The organism is Caballeronia sp. INDeC2, assembly GCF_023631325.1.
In the GTDB taxonomy this organism is placed as follows: domain Bacteria; phylum Pseudomonadota; class Gammaproteobacteria; order Burkholderiales; family Burkholderiaceae; genus Caballeronia.
Genome location: NZ_JALQDG010000037.1, coordinates 1 through 26,920, shown reverse-complemented (window position 1 = coordinate 26,920; position 26,920 = coordinate 1). Strand labels below are relative to the sequence as shown.

The window sequence follows — 26,920 nt, the reverse complement described above, 5'->3', positions numbered from 1 at the left end:
GTTTTTATTGCTCCGGCAGCGGCGCGTCCTTCACGCGATCGATCAACGCCGTGCGCACGCGCTCGCGCAAGTCGGCGGGTATCGAAAAACATTCGTACGCGAGGGCCTGCGCGACGGTCACGACTCGCATTTCCTCGTAGCGCCGCCCGCTTTCGATCATCGCTTCGAATGCGTTGGCGCGCTCGTTGATTTCGATCGGATCGGCATCGACGAGCAGGACGGCGTGCGCGAGCACCGCGTAAAGCGGCTGATCCGCGTCGCCGTGCGGCACGCGCCGCCAGTATTGCGCCGTGCCCGCGATCTTGCGCGCGTCGTCGCCGGGGCCCCAGGCAAGATTGAAGCGGCCGTCGCAGAACGAGCCTTCGACGGCCTGCCAGTGCGTCAGCACGCCGAGCGAGTTGAGCGCATCGGCGAGAATTCTGCACAGATGCACGTAGACGGATTCGGAGAGCGTGCCCATCGGCGCGCGCACGGGATACGCGAGGCTCAGGTTGAGAACGCCCGGGCCTTGCGGCACGAGGCCGCCGCCCGACAGACGCAGCCACACGGGACAGCCGCGCCGCGCAAACGCCTCGCGCGCATCGGCGAGCGCCGCGTAACGCTGATAGCTGCGCGGCACGACCAGCGAAACGGGCGCTTCCCAGATATGGGCGACGGCCTCGCCCGCAGCCGCGCGCGAGAGTAGCGCTTCCTCGGCGTCGAGCGGATCGCTGGAAGGAGAAACGGGATCGATCAGTTGGAAGGGCATGGAATCGATGTCCGGGCGCGTCACGAGCGACGCCATCCACGCATGGTAGCCAATTACCGCGAAAAACGAGCGCGCCCCGTCGGCGGCCTTCTCCGGCGGGGCGCGCGCGGCTCGGGCGCGATCAGCCGGCCTTCGCCACGTGCTCCTTCAGCAACGCATTGACTTCGTTCGCCTTCTCCATCTGGCTCATGTGCCCGGCATCGTCGAAGACACGCACGGTCGCGCCTTCCGGCGCCGCTTTCGCGTGCGCGGCGGGAATGATCTGGTCCTTTTCGCCCCAGATCACGAGCACCGGCTTGCCCGTCGCGGCCAGCTTGCCGCCCGGCTGCGCGCTCTGCCGGCCGCCCGCGAACAATCCGCCGTTGAGCGATGTCAGCGCGTCGCTGACGCCGTCGAGCCGCTTGTACTTCAGCAGATCGTCGAGCATCTGGCGGCTCACGAGTTCGGGATTCGCGAACAGCAACTCGACGACCGGCTTCAACTCGCGGCGCGATTCGGCGGTCACGAAGCCTTCGGTATACGCGTTGTTCACTTCGTCGCCGAAACCGGCGGGCGAAATGAGCGAAACCGATTGCACGCGCGCCGGCTGATCGACGGCTATCTGCACCGCGATGCCGCCGCCCATCGAGTGACCGACGAGATGCGCGCGATCGATCGACACCGCGTCCATGAACTTGCCGACGAAGCCCGCGAGATCCGCCAGCGACGTTCCCGGCACTTTCGGCGTCGATTGCCCGTGGCCCGGCAAATCGAGCGCGAACACACGATTCTTCTCCGCGAGCGCATCGAGATTGAAGAGCCAGTTGTCGAGATCGCCGCCGAAGCCGTGGATGAACAGCACCGCGGGCCGATTCGCGTCGTCGCCGCCGCGCGATGCGTAGCGCACGCGGATGCCGTCTATATCGACGAAGTGATACGCCGCCGCTTCCTCGCCCTCGTCTTCGTCTTCGGCGGGCGTCACGTACGATGAGACGTACGCGTCGATATCGGCGTCGCTCACGCCGGATGCCGCGAGCACGCCGAGCAGCGCCTTCACCGGCAACGTATCGCCCGCCTGCGCCACTTTGCGCCGCAGCAAACCGGCGTCGGGCGCTTCGACGGCATTGGCGATCTTGTCGGTTTCGACATCGAGAATCGGCATGCCGACGGTGATCTCCGTGCCCTCTTCCACGAGCCACTCGTTGACCGTGCCTTCCTTCATCGACAAGCCCCATTTGGGCATCACGATCGGTGTGATTGCGGACATCAGTGCTTTCCTCCTTTCATGGTTTTTCGTGCGGCGTCGGCAATCTGCGCGGCGCTCGGAATATACAAATCTTCGAGCGTCGGCGAGAACGGCACCGGCGTATGCGGCGCGCAGACCATCTGAATGCCGGCCTTCAACGCGCCGAACGCCTGTTGCGCGACCTGCGCGGAAATATCGGTGGCGATGTTGCAGCGCGGATTCGCTTCATCGACGACGACGAGCCGCCCCGTGTTCTCGACCGTCTCCAGCACCGTGTCGATATCGAGCGGCGACAGCGTGCGCAGATCGACGACTTCCGCTTCGATGCCCTCCTTCGCGAGCGTCGATGCCGCTTCGAGCGCGCGATGCACCATCAGTCCATACGTGACGATGGAAACGTCCTTGCCGTCGCGCACGACGTTCGCCTCGCCGAACGGAATCGCGTACGAGTTCTCGGGCACTTCGCCTTCGAAGCCGTAGAGATTCTTGTGCTCGCAGAAGATGACGGGATCGTTGTCGCGGATCGCCTGAATCAGCAGGCCTTTGGTGTCGTAAGGCGTGCTCGGACAGACAACTTTCAGACCCGGGATGTGCGTGAACAGGGACGTCAGCATCTGACTGTGCTGGGCCGCCGCGCGAAAGCCCGCGCCGACCATCGCGCGAATCACGACGGGCGTCTCCGCCTTGCCGCCGAACATGTAGCGGAACTTGGCGGCCTGATTGAAGATCTGGTCGAAGCACACGCCCATGAAGTCGATGAACATCAGTTCCGCAACGGGACGCATGCCGCACGCCGCCGCGCCGATCGCCGCGCCGACATACGCGGATTCCGAGAGTGGCGTGTCGAGCAATCGGTCGCCGTGCTTCGCGTAGAGTCCCTTCGTCACGCCGAGCACGCCGCCCCACGCGTCTTTTTCGCCGTCCGCGCCTGCGCCGCCGACGATGTCCTCACCCAGCACGATCACGCTCGGATCGCGCGTCATTTCCTGATCGATGGCTTCGTTGATCGCCATCTTCATGCTCAGTTTGCGGGCCATGATGGTTATCTCCTCGATTCAGTATTTGACGTAGACATCGGTGAGCAGATCGGCGGCGGTCGGCAAAGGCGCGTCCTTCGCTTCCTGCACCGCGCGGTCGATCAACGCGGCGACTTCCTTGTCGATCGCGTCGAGTTCTCCGGGGGAAATCACATCGGCTTGCGTGACGGCGGCCGCGAACTTCTTCAGGCAATCCTTGTTCGAGCGGATATCGTCCAGTTCGCCCGGCGCGCGATAGGTCTGCGCGTCGCCTTCGAAGTGGCCGTAAAAGCGGATCATCTTGCATTCGAGCAGCGCCGGTCCGCCGCCTTCGCGCGCGCGCTTGATGACTTCGCCCGCCGCTTCGTAGACCGCGAAGAAATCGGTGCCGTCGACGGTCACGCCCGGAATGCCGAAGCCCGCCGCGCGATCGACATAGCTGTCGACGGCCGTGCCGTAATCGCGCGCCGTCGATTCCGCGTAGCCGTTGTTCTCGATCACGAAGATCACCGGCAGATTCCACACGGCCGCGAGGTTCAGGCTTTCTAGGAACGTGCCTTGATTCGACGCGCCGTCGCCCGCGAAGGTAATGCCCACTTCGCCCTTGCCGCGAAACTTCGCCGCGAGTGCCGCGCCGCAAATCAGGGGCGCGCCCGCGCCGAGGATGCCGTTCGCGCCCATCATCCCTTTCGACAAATCGGCGATATGCATCGAGCCGCCTTTGCCGTTGCACGAACCGCCTTTCTTGCCGTAAATCTCTTTCATCATCGCGACGGGATCGACGCCTTTCGCGATGCAGTGTCCGTGTCCGCGATGCGTGCTCGCGATGCGGTCGCCATCGTTCAGATGCGTCATGATGCCGACGCCCGCCGCTTCCTCTCCCGCGTACAGATGCACGAAACCGGGAATGTCGCCGCGGCCGAAATCGACGTGCAGCCGCTCCTCGAAATCGCGAATCGTGCGCATCTTGCGATACGCGCCCAGCAGTCCTTCTTTCGAGAGCGGCAAGCCGCCCGCATGCTGTTGCGACGCTGTCATGTCTGTCTCCTTGGTGGATTAACGAAGCTCGAGCTGACGCATCAGCCCGGACGTGGCCGCGTAACGCATGCACGCGGCCACGTCGATACTGCGAAAGGCGTTTTCCTTCAGCGTGATCGTGACTTCGTCGCCGGGACCGAAGGCGAGCTCGCGTTCGCCGTCCAGCGCGACGATGCCCGAGCGCTGCTTCACGCGATGCGGCACGCCATCGGTGAGGCGCGTCCAGCTCGCGATCGGCACGGGTTCGATGAGACCCGGCGCGATCGGCGCGTGCAGATCGAATTCGCCCTGACCCGGCACGGCGAGCTCGATCGCGACGCCGCCCGGATCGTGACGCCCGAGCGGTTCGAGCAAACCCGCGATCGCCGACATGCCGATCGCCTGCGGGTCGGCGTATGAGACATAGACGGCGGCGAGCGTATCGATCTTCCACAGCGCCCGCGCGCCGATGAAATGCTCGTGCGAGATGACGGCATCGACGAGCGCGATGTCGCGGCGCACGTCGCCTTTCGAATCGCGTATCTCGATGTCGAGCCGCTTGTTCGATGCGAGCGCTGCGTCCGACGGCACGCGGCCCGTCGCGTAAAGCCCCGCCGCGAGTCCCGAGATGGTCGGCTCGCGCATTTCCGGATACGCGTTGTTCGTGCCCGTCGAAAGACCCGCGATCGGCACTTGTCCGCACTCGCGCACGACCGCGCGATGCGTGCCGTCGCCGCCGAGCACGATGAGCGCATCGACGCCGGCCTCGCGCATCATCCGGGCGGCGCGGAACGTGTCGTCGACGCGCGCGGTCACGGGCATGTCGAGAAATTCGACCTTGGCGAGCCCGGCATCCGGGCCGTGCTTGCGCGCGAGATGGCGCTGGAGCATGACCTTCAGACCTTCGCGGTCCGGCATCATCAACACGCGCCCGACGCCGCACGAGGCCAGCGACGAAAGCAGCCGCAACACGATATTCACGCGATCCGCGAGCTGCAGGCTGTTCGCGTTCACGATGACGCGGCGAATGTCGCGCGCTGAAACAGGATTGGCAATGATGCCCACGAGCGGCGTCGCGCTATCACGCATGCCTGTGTCTCCGTTTTGTGTCGTGTGTTTTGTGCGGCGGATAAAGGCAAGCCCCATGCCAATCGACAAGGCGCTTTCAGGCGCGAAAAAGCGAGGGATTACCCGCGGAAAACGGCCGCTTCAGCGGGTGTACGGGGCGCCGCCGTGACAGGTGTCACAGCGGCAGGTGTATCGGCGGGGGTACAGGCGTATCGGCGATCAATGCCCGTTCGCGTCGCGCTGATTCGGCGAGCGGATGCCATAGCGCGCCATGCGCCGATACAGCGTCATGCGGCTCACGCCGATCTGCCGCGCGACCGCGCTCAGGTTCCAGCTCGCGGCGCGCAGGTACTGCATCAGCAGCATGCCTTCCGGCGGCAGGCGATGCGGATCGAACTCCTCGACGACGCGCGGCGTCGGCTCGACCGGCGCGGCCGCACCCGCGAATCCTTCCGGCAGATCGTCGACTTCGATCAAACCGTTCGAACACACGGCGCGCGCATAACGCAGCACGTTGCAGAGCTCGCGCAGATTCCCCGGCCATTCATGCCGATGCAAACGCTCGCGCGCCAGCGGCGACAGCGTGACCGCGCCTTCGAGGAACGTATCGACGAGCCAGTCGAGATCGCTTCGTTCGCGCAGCGGCGGCAGCGTAAAGCGCGCGCCGTTCAGGCGGTAGTACAGGTCTTCGCGGAAGCGTCCGTCCTGCATGAGCGCATCGAGCGAATGATGCGTTGCGGAGATGACCCGCACATCGACGGATATGGGCCGCGACGCGCCGATCGCCAGCACTTCGCCTTCGGCCAGCACGCGCAGAAGCCGCGATTGCAGATCGCGCGGCATGTCGCCGATTTCGTCGAGAAAGAGCGTGCCGCCGTCCGCTTCCTGAATGAGCCCGCGCTTGCCCTTCGCGCCCGCGCCCGAAAAGCTGTTCGGCAGATGCCCGAACAATTCGCTTTCGATGAGCGTCTCCGGAATCGCCGCGCAATTCACCGCGACGAACGGCCCCGCGCGCCGCGCGCTCGCGCGATGCAGCGCCTTTGCAAAGAACTCCTTGCCGCTGCCGGTTTCGCCGTTGATGAGCAGATTGATCGGCGAATCGACGAGCTTCGCGGCGCGTTCCAGTTGGCGCGTGAGCGCGGCATCGCCGCCGCTCAACGCGGCCAGCGGCGCGGGCACTTCGACGCTGCGCTGTGAAGTCGCGTTCGTGGCCGGCGTGAAGCACGGCGCGGGCGGCATCACGCTCAAGTAGAGCAACGTGCCCGATTTCGCGAGCGGGACCGCGCGCTGCTCGCTCGGCCGCGAATACACGAAGCGGCCGAGCTCGTCGATGCGCGTATCGAAGAGCGTATCGAACGGCACGCCGATCAGCGACGCCGCCGCTTGTCCGGGCGCGATCGGCCGGCCGATTTCGGCTGCGAGCATGGCGTGCGCGCGGCGATTGTGTCCGACGATGCGCCCGCTCGCGTCGAGCGCGATCAGATATTCGGGATCGACATCGACGAATTCGGGCGACGTGTTCAGCTTCAGAATCCAGTCCTGCCGATGCGTGCGCAGGAAGTTCGCGTTCTCGATATGTCCCGCGTAAATGCGCACGAGCTGGAGCGCGAGATTCTGGCTGTCGCGCGCTTGCGGCGACGTGAGCGCGGAGATGTCGAGGATCGCGGCAAGCGCGCCGCGCGAATCGTAAAGCGGCGCGGCGGTGCAGGTCAGCGGGATATGCGTCGCGTCGAAATGATCGATTTGATGCACGGTGAGCGCCTGGCCCGTCGTGAGCGCGGTGCCGACCGCGCACGTGCCCGCGCCGGCTTCGCTCCATTGCGCGCCTAAATAGAGGCCCGCGCGGCGCAGCGCGAAATCGGTGTTCGAGTCGCCGATGTAATCGACCGTCACGCCGAGCGCGTCGGTGAGCAGCACGACGTAGCCCATGCCCGCGACCTGCTCGTAAAGCGTCTCGAGACCGTGCCGCGCGATGCGCGCGAAATCGTCGATACGTTGCTGATGCTCGCGCAGCCGCGTCTGCGGCAGGATGCGCGCTTCCTGCATGCGCGACGGATCGAGCCCGTACTGATGCACGCAACGCCGCCACGAAGACTGAATGATGCTCTCGTGCGTGCGCAGCGGCGCGGGCGCGGACACGAACGGTTCCGCCCGCGTCGTCGCCGCGACGACTGCCTCGATGTGCTCGCGTTGCCGCATGTCCATCGTGCTCTCCTTGTCTCCTTGAGTGAGGCATTTATCGGCGCCTGGTAGCGCGCTTTCGTTTTGATCGCCTCCCGGAATGCTTTCATGCTTTGCCGCATGCGAAGCGGGGATAAACCGATTCGCACGAGCGTGTGTCAGGCCATATGATGCTCGAATCGGCAGGAAGCGTCATGCGGCGATAGCGCTGCGCCGCAACATGAAAACGTGCCGATGCCTCGGCGCATCAAAACGAAAAGACAGGAGACGGCGGATGGCAAAGATCGCTTTCGAAGACTTCGAGCGACAGATCGTGCAGCATCACATCATCAAGGGCAACGTGTACGAGAACGGCGCGGCGCTCGTCGAGCGCGCGAACAAGTGGATCGCGGAGAACGGAATCGACGTGCTGAACGTCGAGAGTCTCTCGACGTTCGGCGCCGGCGACGATACCAGCGTGAGCCACTGGTACTCGGGCATTCGCGTCTGGTACCGGATCGTGTAAGGAAAGACTCAGCCGCGGCCGACGAACGGCATCTTGGTCGCCATCACGGTATGGAACAGCACGTTGGCTTCGAGCGGCAGATTCGCCATGTACAGCACCGATTGACCGACGATCTTCACGTCCATCATCGGTTCGACGGCGATCTCGCCGTTCGCCTGCGGCACGCCGCGCGACATGCGCTCGGACAGCTCGGTGAAAGCGTTGCCGACATCGATCTGCCCGACCGCGATGTCGTGCTTGCGGCCATCGAGCGATGCGGTTTTCGTGAGGCCCTGCACCGCGTGCTTGGTCGCCGTGTAGGCCGCCGAGTTCGGGCGCGGCGCGTTCGCGGAAATCGAGCCGTTGTTGATGATGCGGCCGCCCGTCGGCGTTTGCGCCTTCATCGTGCGAAACGCCTGTTGCAGGCAAAAGAACATGCCGTTCAGATTGATGTCGACGACATTGCGCCATTGCTCAGGCGTCCAGTCCTCGAACGGTCCGGGCGGATTCGTCACGCCAGCGTTGTTGAACAGCAGATCGACGCGGCCGAAGCGCTCGACCGCCGCCTTGAAGAGCTTTTCGACCGATTGCGGATCGGAGACGTCGGTCGGTACGGCGAGCGCGCGTTCCTTCGCGTTTGACTCGCCGATCACCGCGTCGAGCGGCGCGGGACGCCTTCCCGCCAGCACGACCGACCAGCCGTCGCCGAGCAACGCGAGCGCGGCCGCGCGCCCGATGCCGCTACCCGCTCCGGTGACGATGGCGATTCGTTGAGACTGGCTGGTTATGTCGGACATGTTGGCGTTCTCCTGTTGTTATGCGCGCGACACGGGCGCGCGCCGAAATCGGGAGAACATTATCGACGATGAATCAGCGATTACGCGATGCTTCCGTCGTGACCGCGCCCGCTGTCGTCGTGTTGTGGACGCCGCTGCCATCGCAGAAGACGGCGGTCATGACCATCGGCACGACCTGCTTTACGACGGCCGTGCTGCCCGATTCGCGCACCTTCGCCTCCACCGTTTCCGATGCGGCGAGCACCACGACGCCGTACGCGGAATCGTTGATCGGCTGGCCGCTGCCGCGCTTGAACATGTCGTCGCCCTGCTCATAGCCCAGCACGGCGAAGACGCGGAAGCCGTATGCGGTGAGCTCGCTGCCCTGCGTCGGCTTGAAAGCGTTGACGGAATTCGCCTCGACGCGCATGGGGCGCGCATCGATGGACTTGTCGGCGACGAGCGGCGCGATGAACCTGTGCGCACTGGATTTGCAGTCGAGCTGGCTTTCGAGAGGCGTCGCGTTGCACAGGCTGGGCAGCAGTCCCCCGACCACGGCAGCGAATGCGGTGAGCGTTGCGAGAGGAGCGGTTTTCATGGCAGCGGTAACCAACGGGTTCGTAAAGTCCGACACTGATGCTCGGGCATCCGCGTCTATGCAATAAGCGAGCCAGCGAACCGGCCCGCACTTCGCGCACGCGCTGTATTGTTCCCGCAAAGGCTCGGTTTCTTGGTTGTTGGTTGACTTCTTGACCTGGGCGCTCCGCGCAGTCCTCGCGCTCGTACAGCAATTTCTACAGACGTTTTTGTAGTGGCGATAAGAACAGACTCTGCGCTTCGACCGGCCGAGTCTGTACGAGATCCCTCAATCCTTGTCTTTCGATGCGTCCGCCCGATGACACGCCGCACTGTCGCGGTGCCGAACACGGATTTCGGTGGAATGGTTATATTCGCGGTTCGACTAAAAAGGACGTTACATGACCGCCCTCTCCGATTTTCCGATCACCCGCAAATGGCCTGCTCAGCATCCGGAGCGCATCCAGCTCTACTCGCTGCCGACGCCCAACGGCGTGAAAGTCTCGATCATGCTGGAGGAAACCGGCCTGCCCTACGAGCCGCATCTCGTGCGCTTCGACAAGAACGACCAAATGTCGGAGGAGTTTCTATCGCTCAATCCGAACAACAAGATTCCCGCGATCATCGATCCGGACGGGCCGAACGGCGAACCGATGCCGCTCTTCGAATCCGGCGCGATTCTCGTCTATCTCGCGGCGAAGAGCGGTCAGCTGATGCCCGACGATCTGGCGAAACGTTACGAGACGCTGCAATGGCTGATGTTCCAAATGGGCGGCATCGGACCGATGTTCGGGCAAGTCGGCTTCTTCCATAAGTTCGCGGGCAAGGAATACGAGGACAAGCGGCCGCGCGCGCGTTACGTCGCGGAATCGAAGCGGCTGCTCGGTGTGCTCGACAAGCGGCTCGAAGGGCGCGACTGGATCATGGGCGACGAATACAGCATCGCCGATATTTCGACGTTCCCGTGGGTGCGCAATCTGATCGGCTTTTATGAGGCGCGCGAGCTCGTCGATTTTCACGAGTTTAAAAACGTCGAGCGTGTGCTCGAAGCGTTTTTGGCGCGCCCCGCCGTGAAGCGCGGGCTGGAAATCCCGAAGCGCGATTGATCTCGTGTCCGCGCGACACGCGCGGGCATTCTTCCTTTTTGTTGGAAGCGCGCACGCAAACGTATGCGGCGCGCGCGAAAAACGGTTGTCACACGACCGTCTTGAACGGCCGGTAGATTGCGCTCTTTCGAAAACGTCTGAAGATTGGCCGATCGCGCCATGCCGCGCGGGCCTGCGGACCTCCTCGCGCACGTCTCTCCTCTACCGAACATGTCAAAGCTCACCGTCAAGGCGCGCCTCGCGATCGTCACGGGCGCGGTCGCCGCCGTGCTCGTCACCGTTGGCGGCGTCGGATTATTCGGCGTCCAGCAAGGCAATGCCGCGCTGCGTCACGTCTTCGAAGGCCGCGCGCAGGCGCTGCAAACCATCTCGACCATCGACGAGCTCATCACGCAAAGCCAGTTCGCGATCAGCGACGCGGTGCTCGATCCGTCCGCGCAGAAGACGCAAGCCGTGCTCGCATCGACGCAGCAGCGCATCGCGAATATCGATGCCTTGCTCGGCCGCTATCTGCGCTATCCGCTCGACGCAACCGAGTCGCCGCTCGCCAAACGTCTCGCCACTGATTGGGCGGCGCTGCGCGAAAAGGGCTTTCGTCCGACGACCGACCTGCTCGCCGCTAACAATCTCTCCGAAGCGCAGTGGATCGTGACGCAGCAAATCGAGCCGCAGGCGAAGCGCGTGAAGAAGGAAAGCACCGATTTGCGCGCGTTCCAGCTCACCGCCGCGCGGCAGGAATACGACGACGCGCAGCGCGTGAGCCAGATCGTGCAGTGGACGGTCGGCGCGTGCATCGCCGCGGGCGTGGTGCTTGTCGGCTGGTTGTGCTTTTCGATGGCGCGCACGCTCCTGCGTCAACTCGGCGGCGAGCCGGAACTCGCGGCGAGCGTCGCGCGGCGAGTGTCGAAAGGCGATTTGCTGACGGACGTGCCCGTCTCGCCCGGCGACACGCAGAGCCTGATGCACGCGATGAGTCTGATGCGCAGCCAGCTCGCATCGATGGTCGGCGACATCAAGCGGTCGACGGACACCATCGGCATCGCGGCGGCGGACATCACCGAAGGCAATCACGCGCTGTCCGCGCGCACGGAAGAGCACGCGGCGAGCCTGCAGCAGACGTCGGCGAGCATGGAACAAATCGCGGCGACGGTGCGCACGAACGCCGATCACGCGAATCGCGCGCGCGAACTCGCAAAGGAAGCGTCGGAGCGCGCAAAGGAGGGCGAGCGCGCCGTCGCCGATGCGATCGCGCGCATGACCGATCTGTCCTCACGCTCGTCGCAGATCGCACAGATCACGGGCGTCATCGAATCGATCGCTTTTCAAACCAACTTGCTCGCGCTGAATGCTGCGGTGGAAGCGGCGCGCGCCGGCTCGCTCGGGCGCGGCTTCGCGGTCGTCGCGGAGGAAGTGCGCGCGCTTGCGCGGCGTTCGTCGGGCGCGGCGAAGGAAATCTCGCAACTGACGCGCGAGGTGAACGCGCACGTCGAATCGAGCGGTGCGACGGTGAAGCGCGCGGGTACGACGCTCGCCGATCTCCTCGATTCCGTCGACGGCGTGACCGCGCTGGTCGAAGCGATCGCGACGGCTTCGCGCGAGCAAAGCAGCGGCATCGACGAAGTGAACGACGCCGTATCGCAGATGGATCGGCTTATGCAAAAGAATGCGGCGCTCGTGAACGAGGCGTCGGCCTCTGCATCGTCGCTCGACGCACAGGCGCGTGAGCTCAGGCAGACCGTCCGCGCGTTTCAGGTCTAGCCGATTTTTTTCGCGCTCGACATGATTTTTTCAACCGGTTCAGAATGGGAGACGAAGCAGCGCGCGAATTTCGTTCGCCGGATGAAATGCGTTTTGTATCAAGAGCTTGATCCGGCGATGCTCAGGATATCCACATGCTTGTCCAGCGAATCTGTGGACAAACTCCGGTCCTTTCCAGCCGACGCGAATTCGCCGAATGTGTACGTTTTTCGACGCGATATTTGACGGTGGTGACGCCCATGGATGCCCTCTTCCGCTCTTTTTCTGCTCGCGCGTTTTCCTTTCGCTCCGCCCGATCGCGACGATTCCCGGCCATTGCGGCGATCGGCATGATCTGCGTCGCGGCTCACGCACAGACGCAATGCCCCGGCTACGTCGAAACCGACGCCGGCAGCGCGTTCGACCTGGCCTCGATCATCCGCGACACCGGCTCACCGCAATCCGCGCTCGATAAGGTGCGCAGCGCCGTGGCGCGAGTCAACGCGGGCGGCGGATGCTCGATCTTCCGCGACCGGCTCGCGTGCGAAGAAACGCTGACGCTCGCGAACAAGGCAATCGCCGCGCTGCAAGCGTGCGCGGCGTCGAAGGTGCCCAAGGGCACCGCGCACGGTTGATTCGGTTGGGGAAATAAAAAAGCGCGTGCCGCCTGATTCGGCGGCACGCGCTGTCGAGTTAGTCCGAACATGGGTCCGGACGGCTCGGAAGATCAGCGGTCCAGGAACGGACGCAGCTTGTCGGCGCGGCTCGGGTGCATGAGCTTGCGCATCGCCTTGCTTTCGATCTGACGAATACGCTCGCGCGTCACGTCGAACTGCTTGCCTAGCTCTTCGAGCGTGTAGTCCGAAGCCGTGTCGATGCCGAAGCGCATACGCAGAACCTTCGCTTCGCGCGGCGACAGCGCGTTGAGTGCATCGTCGATCGCGGCGCGCATGTTCGCGTGCACGGCTGCATCCGCCGGAGACGCGGCGCCCTGGTCTTCGATCATGTCGCCGAGCGTTGCATCGGCATCCTCACCGACCGGCGTTTCCAGCGACACCGGCTGCTTCGCGATTTTGAGAATGCCGCGGATCTTCTCTTCCGGCATTTCCATGCGCTCGGCGAGCACGGACGGATGCGCTTCCTGACCCGTCTGCTGAAGGATCTCGCGCGAGATGCGATTCAGCTTGTTGATCGTTTCGATCATGTGCACCGGCACGCGAATCGTGCGCGCCTGATCGGCGAGCGAACGCGTCACAGCCTGACGAACCCACCACGTCGCGTACGTCGAGAACTTCCAGCCGCGGCGATATTCGAACTTGTCCACGGCCTTCATCAGACCGATGTTGCCTTCCTGAATCAGATCCAGGAATTGCATGCCGCGATTCACGTACTTCTTCGCGATCGAAATGACGAGACGCAGGTTCGCTTCGATCATCTCGCGCTTGGCCTGACGCATCTTCAACTCGGCAGCCGTCATCTGACGGTTGATCTGCTTCAGTTGCTTGAGCGGCATCTCGACCACGCCTTCGATGTCGATGAGCTTTTGCTGCTCGGCCTGAATCGCCGGCAAGCTGCGCTCGAGCGACGCACCGTATTGCTTCGAGCCCGCAGCCGCGCGCGACGTCCATTCGAGATCGGTCTCATGACCGACGAACGATTCGACGAACTTCTCGCGCGGCATGCCGCAACGATCCACCGCGATCTGCAGCACACGACGCTCGATATCACGCACCTGCGCGACTTGCTGCTGAACGTCGACACACAGGCGGTCGATGGTCTTCGCCGTGAAGCGGATTGAACCGAGCTCGCGCTGGATTTCGGCGCGCGCTTTTTCGACCGCCTTGGTCGCCACCGCGCCCGAACCCTTAGGATTGCTCGCTTGTTCCGCCAGCTCGCGCACGCGCGCGAAAATTTCGAGACAGTCGGCCTTCAGCTGCTTCAAACGCGCTTCGTTCGATGCGCCGGCATCGCCGCCGCCGTCGAGATCGTCGTCGTCTTCGTCGTCGCTGCCGGATTCGTCGGTGTCCGTATCGATGTCGGCGGAGTCGTTCGTATCGGAAGCCGAAATATCTTCGTCTGCCGTGTCCTCTTCCTTCAGGCCGTCGACCAGATCGTCGATCTTCAGCTCACCCGATTCGACTTGCGCAGCGTCCGCGAGAATGGTTGCGACGGTCGACGGGCACGCCGCGATCGCCTGAATCATCTCGTGCAGGCCGTCTTCGATCCGCTTCGCAATGGCGATTTCGCCAGCGCGCGTGAGCAGCTCGGTTGCGCCCATTTCGCGCATGTACATGCGGACCGGATCGGTCGTGCGGCCGAATTCGGAATCGACCGTCGACAGCGCGTTTTCCGCTTCTTCGTCCGATTGCTCGTCCGTGACGACGCTCGGGGCGCTATCGCTCAGCAACAGCGTTTCGGCATCCGGCGCCTGCTCGTAGACCGCAACACCCATGTCGTGGAACGTGCTGACGATGGTTTCCATCGCCGCGGTTTCCGCGAAGTTGTCCGGAAGGTGGTCGTTGATCTCGGCGTGCGTGAGATAACCGCGCTCCTTGCCCAACTGAATGAGCGCGCGCATCTGGCGCTGCCGCTCTTCATTCTGCTCCGCGGTCATCGCGACATCGGGCTGTATCGTGCCGGCCTGGCCCTTCCCTTTGTTCGCCCGCCGGCCGGGTGCCTTGCGCGCCGGCGCGACGATATCCAGCTCCGAATCTTCCCGATCAAAACTTGCCATACTTTCTCCTCGACAGGTTTGCTCGGCGACGACAGATCCCCGGGAGCGAGCGTAACGGCTCGCGATGATTTCGATGACAGCTTCGACCACGGACGGCTTGCTGAAAATCGCATCGAGCAAAACACGCAAACCGCATCCAGACGCGGCACTTGCGTTTTCCAATCGCCCATTCAGGCGCAACCTTAGAGTATATCAGCATTTTGCTGCGACGCAGCAGCCTGTTTAAAACTTTTCTCGGCGTGCGTAAATCGCGACATTTGTCTGATCTAAGCGAAGCTTCGTCGATGCCGCTGCGCGCGATATCGTCTGTAAGAGCGAACTTAAAGGGAGCGACTCGGACCGGCTATGACTCGACGGTCTCGTCGCTTCCTTCGCTTTTGTAGATGGGGCAGCGTTGGCCGTCTTCAAGCGCAGGAGCGCTTTGAGATCGCTGAGGTGTGTTTCGTATCGAGGCTTGGGTTCTGACGCAGGCGATCCAGGATGTTGAACGGGACCCTGCTCCGCGCCGGTGGCGCCTTCCTCGTTAAGCGACACGATTTGGCCAGCTTCGACGGCAGCAATGAAGTCGTGCGCCCACGCGCCAGCATGCACACGCGGCCGCGCTTCGTCACGGTGGTGAATCACGACAGAGCGGGCATCATCCGCGACGCGGTAACGTCGCAGGCCATCGCGGCTCACAAAAGGCTGGCCAGCGAAATCGGCAATCGCTGTATCGAGTTGCTTCGAGCGTGCGACCTGGCTTTGCTCCTCTGCCTGCGCTTGTCGCTGGCTTCGTGCTCGATAGGCGAAGTCGACCGGAGCGCGCAAAAGGGTGCGGAGATAGCTGATTGGATGCGAGGCGCGTCGGAGATGTTGCCAACTGGCTTCCACGACATCGGACAGGAGTTTTCCGTGAAGCTTCGCTTCGCGCATCAGTTTGAATACCAGGAATTCACGAAATCCCAGAGACAGCAGGCGGTCGAGGTCCGCGGGAAGGCGTCCTGATTGTCTCTTTTGAGTAGTAGGGTTTAGATCCTTATATATAGGGCCGTCTGCCACGGTGACAGACGGTGGCGCGAAAGAAAACGCGAGGTCGGCCTTGTTCGCGTTTTCCCGATCGAGAGCGGGAGATTTCTCGGCCGCGATCGCGGGTTCGACGAGACCGAGCAGGGTAGCTGCTTTCGGCGTCAGATGGATGTACGCACGCCCAAAGAGCCCGGCCGCCCCGTAGCGCGTCTGCGGAGGTCTTGTGATGAGGCCGGTGCTCTCGAGATCGTCCATGCTGCGATAAAACGTGCGCATGGATTGCTGCGCGCGTCCGGTCAGCAATTCACGTCGGGCGAAGATGGGCGCGTACGGTCGAGACGCATCGACAGTGCGAGCCAAGGCTGCGAGCAATGCGCGAGCACGTGCGGGCAGGGCCGCCGTGTGAGTCGCTCGATGGGCGGCGCGAAAAATCACCCAAGGAAGGTTCGATCGATCGCAAGCGTATTCATCGAGAGCGATTTGATCCGTTGCCGCAGCTAACGAATCGGAGTTTTCAGGGCGAAAAACAGCCTCGCCTGCAACGGAAAGTTGCGCGATACGCATGTCAAGTACGTCCATTTCGAAAAATGGAAGACAAACGCTTGACTGCCCATCGCGTTCCGCTAAACTTCGAGGTGTGTACTCGTGACCCGATTGGCGTCGGGAAGCGGAACGGGCGATATGCAGTTAAGCCCGATATTCAAAAGCCTTCGGTTGGCGCCGAAGGCTTTTGTCTTTTTACAGCTTGCTCATTACATAGCAGCCTCGTTGGTGCTGATACATCAAGTGATTGATTTATAAGGAAGTTCTACTAGGTTCAGCGACATCGACGGCGTTAATTGCTGTTAAGTCGTTGATTTCAAATGAAAACCTAGTAGAGCATCAGTCTTGATCGGATTCGCTCAACGTCTTGTTGATGAACTCGGCGATTCGCTGCCCCCACTGCTCCGCGTCCGTCGCGTCCTTGTCGAAGAAGCGAACGCCGACAACGCCGTTTCTCGTGGAAACCTCGCAAACCTTTTTTCGACCCGAGCGAACAACGGTTGCACTCGGGGCTGCTGTGCGCGGCTTCTCGGCTGCCAGCGCAACAGCCTTGTCTTGGGTAAAGTTCTCGTCGTCGATTAGGCGGCGAATTGCTTCCACCACCTTTTCCGACTTGCCTGCTTCGGTCAACGCGGCGAGCTTTTGCGCCGCATTGCTTCCCAAGCGCTCGGGCTTCTCAGCAAGTGCCAACTTAGCCGCTTCGGGCAACGCGTCAAACGAAAAGATTCGAGTGACGTGGCTCTTACTCAAGCCCGCACTTTCAGAGATCTCGGTGCGCGAAAGTCCGCTCAGTTCTTGCAGTCGCTTAAAGTTCCAATACTTCTCGAAGTCCGTCAGCGATGGCGACAACAGATTCGAAAAGAACGCTGCAAACTCGATCTCTCCCTCCTCTATCGACGCGACGTTCGCGCGAATCGTCGCGCGCCCAAGTTCTCTGTACGCGGCAACGCGGTTGTGGCCCGCGACGATTTCAAAGCGACCTGCCGGCAATGCGCGCACCAAAATTGGCGTGGCGAGCGCATGTTGAGCGAGGTTGCCCTTCAATTCCTGGAACTGTTCAGCGGTAAGCTTGCGACGTCGTCCGCTTACTTCGACGAGCGCATCGAGCGGCACTTCCAGTGCCGCTCCCGCCTCAAGCTGCGACTCGAGTTCCTTGATTCGCGCCTGCGCCGTGTTGATGCGATGCTGCGCATCCATCAATCGCCCCGGCGACGTTCGCGGCTCCGTATTAACGGGACGCGATTGCGCCGCCTCTGTCGGCTTGCTGCCGATATTCGCTGTCTTGGCGAGGAGTCTGTCCCCGATGCCCATTTATTCCTCCCTCTGATTCCACGCGCGGACGAACTGCGCGTCGAGATGCTCGGCGAGTCGGTCGAGCGGCTCTTTGAATCGGTTATATGCGGCAGTGCTGCCGTCCGGTTTCGATAGGTCGTAGACCGTGGACAGTTGCGCCGACGCGCCCTTCGGCACGGTCGATTCCGGGATCTCGAACGGCAGCACGCGATCGCCGTAAGCCTTTTGAAGCCATCCGCGCACGACGCGCGAGACGTCATCGGACTTGGCCTTGGTCATAATCACGTTCACGAAGTCGAACCGCTTTTGCTCGAGCACGCCCGGTAGCTTCTTCGCGATGTCGGCGAAGAGGTGCCAGAACTGCGTCGAGCTCGCGAAGTCGAGCGCCTCGGGCGGGCAGGGCAGCAAGATTGCATCGGACGCGAGCAACGCGTTGATCGTCAGATAGCTAAGCGCCGGAGGCGTGTCGATAACGATTGCGTCGTACTCGTTGGCAAGCGGCATCAGGCCTTTGCGAACGATCTCCCAGAATTCAAAAGTGCTATCGTTCAGAACCTTTGCGGGAATCTCGAACTCGGCGTCAAAGAGCGATGACGAAGCCGGGATGAGGTCCAAGTTGTGCCAGTACGTTTCCTGCACGGCGTAGTGCAGCGTCTCCCGATCACCGTAGATGAGCGGAAGAAGGGTCTGATCGTCTGAAATTTCAGCGTCGGGCGCCCAGCCGCACAACTGCGTAGTCGTGCCCTGCGGATCGCAGTCGATGACGAGCACCCGGCGTCCGAGCAATGTCAACGCTTGCGCGGCCGAGACGGCAGTCGTCGTCTTGGCGACACCGCCCTTGAAGTTTGCGACGGTCACGATGCGCCCGCGCTTGTCCTCCGGCCGACGCGTCCGTTCCTTCGTCGCTCGAATCCACGTCAACGCCTCTTCGAGCGTGAACTCCTTGCTACGGCCTGCGCCTTTGGACGTTCCCGCGGGCAGATCGCCCTTGGTGGTCAGGTATTGGAACCGCTGCTTATCGACGCCGCAAAGCGATGCGACTTGCGCGCTCGTGAACGTTGGCGCGCTTTTGCGCGGATACGGCTCCAACATCGCATCACGGATCTGATTAAGAATGTCGGTGGCTTGGGCCGCCACTCCCAAGAGCGTTTCGATCGAAACGGATTGATCGACTTCGGGAAGCCGAGCGCTTAGCATGGAATTCGCAGTCACTGGCGGGCCTGGGTAAGCAAAAAATTCTTCGGTTGGTGAAAAAGAAGCTGCAAACCGAAGAATAAACGGCGAACTGGTAAACCTCAAGTAAACTCTGAAGTACTTGACCGCCCGCAGCGGGCATTTTTACAACGCTAGCCGCTCGTGTAAACGCGAAATTGGGACGGTTCTCAAGATTTTCGGACTGTCGAAGCGCTGCGGATCAGCCTTTCGACGCCGAGAAAGCGGCCCGTGTCCTCGTTTCCGAGATAGAGAGAGGTGGTGGAGAGGTCGGCATGGCCAAGGCCGGCGCTCACTTCGCGCAGCTCCGCGCCGTGCCCGAGCGCGTGCGTTGAGTGCGTGTGACGCAGCCAGTGCGTGCTGGCGCGCTTCAAGTGGCGGCCAGTGCCCGGCGCGCGCGACTCCATGAACGCCGCGGCGTTCGAGAAAATGCTCTTGAAAATTTTCCCGATACCATCAGGGGTTAGCGCTTGACCGCTGCGCGCCTGAGCGATGATCGGCGTGCCTTCTGTGCAATCCAACGGATCTCGCAAGCCGCGCAGTGCGAGATTTTCCTTCAACGCCTCGACGACGACCGGTGGCAAAAGCACCGTGCGCGGCGCGCCGCGACCCTGATCGACGGACAGACGCCAGACCGCGCCGTCGACGCCGGGCAACCGTCCGACACTGAGCGCGTCGGTGGTTGCAGCGGCGAGTTCGGCGCGACGCAGTCCGGTCGCGTAGGCGAGGAGCAGCGCCAACCTGTCGCGATGCTCCGAAAAGGAATACTCGGCCCGCTCGACCGACTGCAGCACGCATTTCCACTGCGCCAGGTCGAGCGAGCGCGTGGCCGACTCGAACACGGGCGGGGCCGCGACGCGCGCGAATCCAGCGAATGGATTAACCGCCAGATAACCCTCGCCGACGAGCCATTCGCACATCGCGCCTAATATGGAACGAGCGGTCTCGCGGCTGCGATCGGAGAGCGGCCCGGCAAACGGCCGCCAGCCGGCGAAGCATCGTTCGCCCCTGTGCCGGGCAATCCAGCGGACTGCCGGCTGCGGATCGGCCAAAAAGGTCTTGATATATTCGCCGCATTCGCTGCTATCGAGCGATGACAGCGGTTTGCCTTTTTCCACCAGAGCCCACAGCAGCAAGCGCTCGGCCTCGCGCCGATAAGCACGCCGCGTGTGCGCGCTACCCGATCGGGCGTCGAGCCACGCGAAAATCGCGCGTATATCCGTATCGAACGAAGCACCGGCGTCCGCCCGATTCGTTCCTTTCGACCCATCGAGCGACGCCGGAATGCGCAGCGCTTCGATCGGCGCAATCGCGATCTCGCCAGCTTCTACCGATGGCGCCGGCGCGACGTCGCCCGCTTGCCACTGCCGCCGCGGCACCAGCGCGACCGGTGAAATCGCGTGCCGAAGCGCATGAGCATGAAGTTGAAGCCAGTCGACCACGCGTTGCGCGCCCTTCGGCCCGAGCCTTGGCACGGCGGTGTACCAGCGATGCCGTCGGCGCTCGATCAGTTCGATGACATCCGCGATTGTCGTCAGCCCTGCCGACGTGAGCCGCGCGGTAATGGCCGGCTCGAACCAGCCGTCGACGGGATGCTCCCGACTCGGATCCTGCGCAAGCGATGCCTCCATGCGCGCGAGCGCATCCGCCTGGCGACGCCGCAGCCGCGCATTACGCGCTGCCCGCCGATCCAGAGCAGGGGACGTGTCCGGCGGATGGGCTTCCTCAAACAGCGCCAGCAACTCCGACTCGCTGTAAACACCGTCCGGGTCAGTGGCTTCGCGGAAGTCTTCGAGCGTCGGGGCCGCTGCTGCAGGCTTCGGCTCGAACAACGGAATGCTGCCAGGACGAAGTCGCAGCAAATGCGCGGCTTCCGTATCGCGGGCGCGCCGGGCAAGCACGGAGAGCGTGTCGCGCAATGCGTCGATCAGACGTCGCGTAGTGCGAACGTCGGCGCTGGCATCGCCATACGATGCATGCAACTGCGCCTCCGACACGCCATCGAGGTAACCGCGATACAGCGCGAAATGCTGGCGCGTGAGCCGGTTCGGCGTCGATCCAGCCGCACTTTCTGCCAAACGTTGTCCAGAACGTGCTGTGTTGCCAGCCATTTACTCTTTCTTTTCAGTGGGTTGGCGCGAGGTTATCAACCAGCTTCGAATTTGACAAGCAAAATCGCTACATCTGATAAGTCGAATTATCAGCACTTGCACTGCTGAACGGTCGATCGAATTCGCCGCGCTTGAATGTTAATCTGACGCGGCGCATATTTTCACGACATCCTTAGTCGCCATCCGCAGGAGAAACGAGCCGATGCTTGATCCTGTACGCCCCACCGCGAAACCGCCCGAGCAGGACGACGCCTTCCGCCCGAGCCTGCCTGAGGTGTACGCGTCGGTTCACGTTCCGGAGGGCGGCCGATGGATCCGCCGCTTCCTCGCCTTCGCCGGTCCGGGCTACATGATTTCCGTCGGCTATATGGATCCGGGCAATTGGGCGACAGATATCGCCGGCGGATCGCGCTTCGGGTACACGCTGCTGACGGTCATCCTGTTGTCGAACCTGATGGCGATTCTGCTGCAGGCGCTCGCGGTCCGGCTGGGCGTCGCGACCGGACGCGACCTCGCGCAAGCGTGCCGCGATCACTATTCGAAGCCGGTGAACTTCGCGCTGTGGTTCGCGTGCGAGGCGGCGATCGTCGCGTGCGATCTGGCCGAAGTCATCGGCACCGCTATTGCGCTGCAATTGCTTTTCGGCATTCCGCTGATCGCGGGCGCGCTCCTGACCGCGTTCGACGCCTTTCTTTTGCTGCTGCTGATCAACAAAGGCTTTCGCTTGCTGGAAGCGTTCGTCATCGCGCTGCTAGTCGTGATCGCGAGCTGTTTCGCGTTGCAGATCGCGGCGGCCGCGCCGCCTTTTGCCGATGTCCTGCGCGGTTTCATCCCTTCGACGCGAATCGTCGCGGATCGCGAAATGCTTTTCGTGGCGATCGGCATCCTCGGCGCGACGGTCATGCCGCACAACCTGTATCTGCATTCGTCGATCGTGCAGACGCGTGCGTACGGCAAGTCGATCCGCGCTCGCCGCGCCGCGATCCGCTGGGCAACGATCGACAGCACCATCGCGCTGACGCTCGCGCTTTTCATCAACGCCGCGATCCTGATCGTCGCCGCCGCCGTGTTCCACGCGAGCGGCCACGACGAGGTCGCGGAGATCGGCGACGCGTTCCGCTTGTTGTCGCCGCTTCTGGGCATGGGCATCGCGTCGACGCTCTTCGCGGTCGCGCTGCTCGCGTCGGGCCTGAACTCGACCGTGACCGCGACGCTCGCCGGCCAGATCGTGATGGAAGGTTTTTTACGCTTGCGCATTCCGAACTGGGCGCGGCGTCTCATCACGCGCGGGATCGCCATCGTTCCGGTGATCGTCGTCACGGCGATCTACGGCGACAAGGGCACGGGCCAGTTGCTCGTGCTGAGCCAGGTGATTCTGTCGATGCAGCTCCCGTTCGCCGTGATCCCGCTGGTGCGCTTCGTGTCGGACCGCCGCACGATGGGCGTATTCGTCGTGTCGCGCTGGACGAGCGGACTGGCGTGGCTGGTCGCCGGCGTGATCGTCGCGCTCAACATCAAGCTGCTCGCCGACACGCTGCTGTCGTAACCGCGCATCGCGCGCGGATTGCACCTCTATATATAAGGAGAAACGGACAATGAGCGGCGCGTTCATCGACATCACCCTCCGCGACGGCACGGCCATGCCCGCTTACGTGACTCAGCCCGCGAAGGGTTCGGGGCCGGGCATCGTGTTGCTGCACGACACGGACGGCCTGAATGACTTCGTCAGGCACACGGCCGATCTGTACGCCGAAGAAGGCTATGTCGTGCTCGCGCCGCGGCTTCCCGACCACGATCCGAAGCCGGGCGGCATTGCGGCGGAAAATTTCGCGGCGCTCGTCGATGGCGTTCGCGGGTTGCCGCAGCATGCGGGCAAAGTCGGCGTGATCGGTTTCGGACGCGGCGGGCGCTTCGCGACGCGCATCGCGGCGCAGGCCGACGTCGATTGCGCCGCCTGCTATTACGCGGACGATTTCGCCGCCTGCCTCGCCGACATCCCGACGATCCGCTGCCCGATGGTCTTCCACTTCCCCGAACACGACGCGCCCGATCCGCGCGAACTCGATGTCGCGCTCGCGGGCAAGCCGCACATCGAGCGATACACGTATCCGGGAACATCGGCGGGATTCGTCATTCCCGGCAACGCACACTACGACAAACCCGCCGCGCTGATGGCGTATTCGCGCACGCTTTCGATGCTACGCAAGACGCTCGGCCCGCTCTTCGATCTGAATCAACTGTGGGAGCAGCACTGCTACTTCGAATTCGGCACGCGCGATGTCGACGCCGTCATGCCGACCATGGTCGCGCAACCCTACGTGAACCACGTTCCGACGATGACGGGCGGCGTCGGTCACGATCAGTTGAAGCGCTTCTACAAGTATCACTTCGTCGATTCGAATCCGGCCGATACGAAGCTGATTCCGGTGTCGCGCACGATCGGCGCGGATCGCGTCGTCGACGAGTTCGTGTTCTGCGCGACGCACGACCGCGAAATCGACTGGCTGCTGCCCGGACTTCCGCCGACGGGCCGCTATTTCGAAGTCCCGATGCTCGCCGTGATCCGCTTTCGGGGCGACAAGCTCTATAACGAGCACATCTACTGGGATCAGGCGTCGGTGCTGGTGCAGATCGGCGTGCTCGATGCGGACGGGCTGCCGATCGTGGGACGGCAGGCCGCGAAGAAGCTCATCGACGAAACCTTGGCGAGCAATGAGTTGATGCCGAACTGGTCGTCGAGCGAGGGCAAGCCGATCTGAGCCGTTGCATACTACGGTCACACTAATAAAACCATCCGGAGACAGGCATGACCGATGTGGCAGGCGGGCACTCCGCGCCCCAATGTCCATTTCATGACGCATCGCGCGCGCCGAACGGCTGCCCGGTGAGCGCGCGCGCAGCCGAGTTCGATCCCTTCGGCGACGGCTATCAGCAAGACCCGCCCGAATACGTGCGCTGGGCGCGTGAGCAGGAGCCGGTGTTCTTCAGTCCGAAGCTCGGCTACTGGGTCGTCACGCGCTACGACGATATCAAGGCGATCTTCCGCGACAACCTCACGTTCAGTCCGTCGATCGCGCTGGAGAAGATCACGCCGACCGGCCCCGAAGCGAACGCGGTGCTCGCATCGTACGGCTTCGCGCTCAACCGCACGCTCGTCAACGAGGACGAGCCCGCGCACATGCCGCGCCGACGCGCACTGATGGACCCGTTCACGCCCGAGGCGCTCGCGCATCATGAACCGATGGTGCGCGCGCTCGCACGCGAGTACGTCGATCGCTTTATCGACGACGGACGCGCCGATCTCGTCGATCAGATGTTGTGGGAAGTGCCGCTCACCGTCGCGCTGCATTTTCTCGGCGTGCCCGAGGAAGACATGGACACGTTGCGCCGCTATTCGATCGCGCACACGGTCAACACGTGGGGCCGGCCGAAGCCCGAAGAGCAGGTCGAAGTCGCGCACGCCGTCGGCAAGTTCTGGCAATACGCGGGCAAGGTGCTCGACAAGATGCGCGAAGACCCGTCCGGTCCCGGCTGGATGCAATACGGCATTCGCAAGCAAAAGGAATTGCCCGAAGTCGTCACCGACTCGTATCTGCATTCGATGATGATGGCCGGCATCGTCGCCGCGCACGAGACGACGGCAAACGCGACCGCGAATGCGATGAAGCTCCTGCTGCAACATCCCGAGGCGTGGAGCGACATCTGCGAAGACCCGAGCCTGATTCCGAACGCGGTCGAAGAGTGTCTGCGGCATAACGGCTCGGTCGCGGCGTGGCGGCGACTCGCGACGAAGAACGTGAAGATCGGCGGCATCGACATTCCCGCGGGCTCGAAGCTTCTGATCGTCACGTCGTCGGCGAATCACGATCAACATCAGTTCGCCGATGCCGACCTCTTCGACATCCGCCGCGAAAACGCCAGCGATCAACTGACGTTCGGCTACGGCGCGCATCAGTGCATGGGGAAGAACCTCGCGCGCATGGAGATGCAGGTTTTCCTCGACGAACTCACGCGCCGCCTGCCGCATATGCGGCTCGCCGAGCAGCGCTTTACGTATGTGCCGAACACGTCGTTTCGCGGGCCGGAGCATCTCTACGTCGAATGGGATCCGGCGATGAATCCCGAGCGCGCCGACCCGAACGTGCGCGAGCCGCGCGCGGTGGTGCGCATCGGCGAGCCGTCGTCGCATGCGGTGAGCCGCGCGGTGATCGTCGATTCGGTTCAGCCGTGCGCGGATCGTATCGTGCGCGTGCGGCTCGTATCGGCGGACGGGCGCGATCTGCCGCGCTGGACGGTGGGCTCGCATATCGACGTCGTCTGCGGCGAAACCGGCCTGTCGCGCCAGTATTCGCTGTGCGGCGATCCCGATGACGCCCGAGCTTTCGAAATCGCCGTGCTGCGCGAGACGGAAAGCCGCGGCGGATCGGCGTGGGTTCACGAGAACGTGAAGCGCGGCGCGCAATGGCGCATCCGTGGGCCACGCAATCATTTCCGTCTCGACGAGCGCGCAAAAAAGCTCGTGCTGATCGCGGGCGGCATCGGCATTACACCGATCAGCGCGATGGCGCGGCGCGCGCGCTCGCTCGGCATCGACTACCAGGTGCATTACAGCGGACGCTCGCGAACATCGATGGCCTTGCTCGACGAAATGCGCGCGCTGCACGGCGAACGCCTTCGCGAGTACGTCTCGGAAGAAGGCTCGCGCAACGATTTCGCGACGCTCGCGGTGGGCGAGGGCACCCTCGTCTACGCATGCGGACCGGCGCGCATGCTCGATGCGTTGGGCGTTGCGAGCGCGTCCTGGCCCGAAGACGCGCTTAGGATCGAACATTTCGAATCGAAGCTGGGCACGCTCGATCCGGAGCATGAGCGCGCCTTCGAGGTGGAGCTGAAGGATTCGGGTATGGTGCTGACCGTCCCGGCCGATCAGACGCTTCTCACGACACTCAGACGTGCGAACGTGGATGTGCAGAGCGATTGCGAAGAAGGTTTGTGCGGATCGTGTGAAGTGCGCGTGCTCGACGGTGAAATCGATCACCGCGACGTGGTGCTCACGAAAGGCGAACGGCAATCGAACGATCGGATGATGGCGTGCTGCTCGCGCGCGAAGAGCAGAAAGCTCGTTTTAGCGCTTTGACGCTTGTCGGGATTTCGAGCGGATTCTGCGATTCGCTCGAAGTCATCGCTTTCGTTGACAGATGGCATTATGTCGCGGTATTACGCAAGTGATTAACTGCCGTTATCTTCATCGCCTCGTCATGTATGAGCGCTAGAAGCGCCCATAAAGATGAATTCGTTATACCCAGTGGTTAATTCGCATATAAGAATAACGGTTGGCGAAGCCTTTCCTACTGCCCTCCCTGCTTACCCGTACTGGGGAATTGATCATACGACCGGCGCAATTTTCATCGCTATATAGGATGATTATTGAACGCGCGTTCGAGGATTTCTGCAATAAACGGCACGTAAGGCGAGGGACTTTTTACTCAGATCAGGGTTTATACCTAGTAATATGAAATTTTTTACGCATATTTTGCGTTTAGAATTGTTACTAATTTGGTGCGTCGCACAAGCGCCAAAACCGAATAACTTCCAATAAGTTTTGCTGCACGGTCGCGCGAAACCTCGCGCGTGGTGAATCATGCTCGCGCGATTCACGTCAGCAAGACGAAAGAGAAGGCCGGTGCTTAACCTGAGAGATTTTATTAAAGGCCCATATAAATGGACCATGCAATTGGCTGCACATTCGCCGCGTCCCGTTCGGGATTTTTTCTGCGGAGAGAACCTCGTCTTACGGGCGAGGTCATTCCGTAGTCGGCGCGACGCGTCTTGAAGTCGCTCTCTCATGCATCGGTCGGTCGGACATCGCTCCGCACGCGACGCTGCGCATCAATCTGCCGGAGTTCGGATCGAACTCATCCGTCCATTCGTACTGGACGCGTTTTCCGCGTCGCGTGAATTCATCGCGCACGGAAATTCCGCTCACGCTTTCGCTGTTTGACGAGGATAGAAAATGACTGACGTAGTGATCGTATCGGCCGCGCGTACGGCGGTAGGCAAGTTCGGCGGCTCGCTCGCGAAGATCGCG

At 62.6% G+C, this 26,920-nt stretch carries 20 protein-coding genes; 7 read left to right on the top strand and 13 right to left on the bottom strand.

What is annotated here, in order from left to right; all coding sequences use genetic code 11:
• Positions 1 to 4: 4 nt before the first annotated feature.
• The 6 genes from NCS28_RS23595 to NCS28_RS23570 form a co-directional block, all read right to left on the bottom strand.
• The gene (locus NCS28_RS23595; protein ID WP_250516200.1) at positions 5 to 748 is read right to left on the bottom strand and encodes a lipoyl protein ligase domain-containing protein; all 744 of its coding nucleotides are present in this window, start codon (positions 746 to 748) and stop codon (positions 5 to 7) included.
• A gap of 121 nt (positions 749 to 869) precedes the next feature.
• Complete coding sequence (locus NCS28_RS23590) at positions 870 to 1,994, bottom strand: acetoin dehydrogenase dihydrolipoyllysine-residue acetyltransferase subunit (protein WP_250516199.1); 1,125 nt, start codon at positions 1,992 to 1,994, stop codon at positions 870 to 872.
• Positions 1,994 to 3,010, bottom strand: coding sequence for an alpha-ketoacid dehydrogenase subunit beta (locus tag NCS28_RS23585; RefSeq protein WP_061116144.1), 1,017 nt, complete (start codon positions 3,008 to 3,010; stop codon positions 1,994 to 1,996). The genes NCS28_RS23590 and NCS28_RS23585 overlap by 1 nt, the downstream gene beginning before the upstream one ends.
• An 18-nt stretch (positions 3,011 to 3,028) precedes the next feature.
• On the bottom strand, positions 3,029 to 4,027 hold the full coding sequence (locus NCS28_RS23580; protein ID WP_250516198.1) for a thiamine pyrophosphate-dependent dehydrogenase E1 component subunit alpha: 999 nt from the start codon (positions 4,025 to 4,027) through the stop codon (positions 3,029 to 3,031).
• Positions 4,028 to 4,045: 18 nt separating this feature from the next.
• A complete protein-coding gene (locus NCS28_RS23575; RefSeq protein WP_250516197.1) occupies positions 4,046 to 5,095 on the bottom strand; it encodes an ATP-NAD kinase family protein in 1,050 nt (349 codons plus the stop codon).
• A gap of 198 nt (positions 5,096 to 5,293) precedes the next feature.
• Positions 5,294 to 7,279 carry a sigma-54-dependent Fis family transcriptional regulator gene (locus tag NCS28_RS23570; protein ID WP_250516196.1) on the bottom strand — a complete coding sequence of 662 codons (1,986 nt, stop codon included), beginning with the start codon at positions 7,277 to 7,279 and terminating at the stop codon, positions 5,294 to 5,296.
• A 250-nt stretch (positions 7,280 to 7,529) separates the two neighbouring features.
• On the opposite strand from NCS28_RS23570, the gene NCS28_RS23565 reads away from it, so the two are divergent.
• Positions 7,530 to 7,760 carry a hypothetical protein gene (locus NCS28_RS23565; protein ID WP_250516195.1) on the top strand — a complete coding sequence of 77 codons (231 nt, stop codon included), beginning with the start codon at positions 7,530 to 7,532 and terminating at the stop codon, positions 7,758 to 7,760.
• A gap of 8 nt (positions 7,761 to 7,768) precedes the next feature.
• On the opposite strand, the gene NCS28_RS23560 is transcribed toward NCS28_RS23565, so the two are convergent.
• Both NCS28_RS23560 and NCS28_RS23555 read right to left on the bottom strand, forming a co-directional pair.
• On the bottom strand, positions 7,769 to 8,536 hold the full coding sequence (locus NCS28_RS23560; protein ID WP_250516194.1) for an SDR family oxidoreductase: 768 nt from the start codon (positions 8,534 to 8,536) through the stop codon (positions 7,769 to 7,771).
• Positions 8,537 to 8,609: 73 nt separating this feature from the next.
• Positions 8,610 to 9,113, bottom strand: coding sequence for a hypothetical protein (locus tag NCS28_RS23555; protein ID WP_250516193.1), 504 nt, complete (start codon positions 9,111 to 9,113; stop codon positions 8,610 to 8,612).
• A gap of 379 nt (positions 9,114 to 9,492) precedes the next feature.
• Here NCS28_RS23555 and NCS28_RS23550 point away from each other — a divergent pair, with 379 nt between their 5' ends.
• The 3 genes from NCS28_RS23550 (at position 9,493) to NCS28_RS23540 (ending at position 12,569) form a co-directional block, all read left to right on the top strand.
• The gene (locus tag NCS28_RS23550; protein WP_250516192.1) at positions 9,493 to 10,197 is read left to right on the top strand and encodes a glutathione S-transferase N-terminal domain-containing protein; all 705 of its coding nucleotides are present in this window, start codon (positions 9,493 to 9,495) and stop codon (positions 10,195 to 10,197) included.
• 210 nt (positions 10,198 to 10,407) lie between these two features.
• On the top strand, positions 10,408 to 11,955 hold the full coding sequence (locus NCS28_RS23545; protein WP_250516191.1) for a methyl-accepting chemotaxis protein: 1,548 nt from the start codon (positions 10,408 to 10,410) through the stop codon (positions 11,953 to 11,955).
• Between the two features lie 227 nt (positions 11,956 to 12,182).
• Entirely contained in the window at positions 12,183 to 12,569 is a 387-nt protein-coding gene (locus tag NCS28_RS23540; protein ID WP_250516271.1) for a hypothetical protein, read from the top strand.
• Between the two features lie 92 nt (positions 12,570 to 12,661).
• Here the strand turns inward: NCS28_RS23540 and rpoD are convergent, their stop codons facing one another.
• From rpoD to NCS28_RS23515, 5 genes are all read right to left on the bottom strand, one after another.
• On the bottom strand, positions 12,662 to 14,668 hold the full coding sequence (gene rpoD / locus NCS28_RS23535) for an RNA polymerase sigma factor RpoD (protein ID WP_250516190.1): 2,007 nt from the start codon (positions 14,666 to 14,668) through the stop codon (positions 12,662 to 12,664).
• Between the two features lie 222 nt (positions 14,669 to 14,890).
• Positions 14,891 to 16,237 carry a replication protein O gene (locus NCS28_RS23530; RefSeq protein ID WP_250516189.1) on the bottom strand — a complete coding sequence of 449 codons (1,347 nt, stop codon included), beginning with the start codon at positions 16,235 to 16,237 and terminating at the stop codon, positions 14,891 to 14,893.
• Positions 16,238 to 16,555: 318 nt separating this feature from the next.
• Entirely contained in the window at positions 16,556 to 17,527 is a 972-nt protein-coding gene (locus NCS28_RS23525) for a ParB/RepB/Spo0J family partition protein (RefSeq protein WP_250516188.1), read from the bottom strand.
• On the bottom strand, positions 17,528 to 18,706 hold the full coding sequence (locus NCS28_RS23520; protein ID WP_250516187.1) for a ParA family protein: 1,179 nt from the start codon (positions 18,704 to 18,706) through the stop codon (positions 17,528 to 17,530). It lies immediately after the preceding gene.
• Between the two features lie 185 nt (positions 18,707 to 18,891).
• A complete protein-coding gene (locus NCS28_RS23515; RefSeq protein ID WP_250516186.1) occupies positions 18,892 to 20,718 on the bottom strand; it encodes a site-specific integrase in 1,827 nt (608 codons plus the stop codon).
• A 316-nt stretch (positions 20,719 to 21,034) separates the two neighbouring features.
• Between NCS28_RS23515 and NCS28_RS23510 the strand changes: the two genes are divergently transcribed.
• Genes NCS28_RS23510 through NCS28_RS23500 form a run of 3 tightly spaced genes read left to right on the top strand, consistent with a single transcriptional unit; the run spans position 21,035 to position 25,969 of the window.
• Positions 21,035 to 22,378, top strand: a complete 1,344-nt coding sequence (locus NCS28_RS23510; RefSeq protein WP_250516185.1) for an Nramp family divalent metal transporter — start codon at positions 21,035 to 21,037, stop codon at positions 22,376 to 22,378.
• A gap of 49 nt (positions 22,379 to 22,427) precedes the next feature.
• Positions 22,428 to 23,591: a dienelactone hydrolase family protein gene (locus NCS28_RS23505; RefSeq protein ID WP_250516184.1), complete on the top strand. Its 1,164-nt coding sequence runs from the start codon at positions 22,428 to 22,430 to the stop codon at positions 23,589 to 23,591.
• 47 nt (positions 23,592 to 23,638) lie between these two features.
• A complete protein-coding gene (locus NCS28_RS23500; protein ID WP_250516183.1) occupies positions 23,639 to 25,969 on the top strand; it encodes a cytochrome P450/oxidoreductase in 2,331 nt (776 codons plus the stop codon).
• The last annotated feature ends 951 nt before the right edge of the window (positions 25,970 to 26,920 follow it).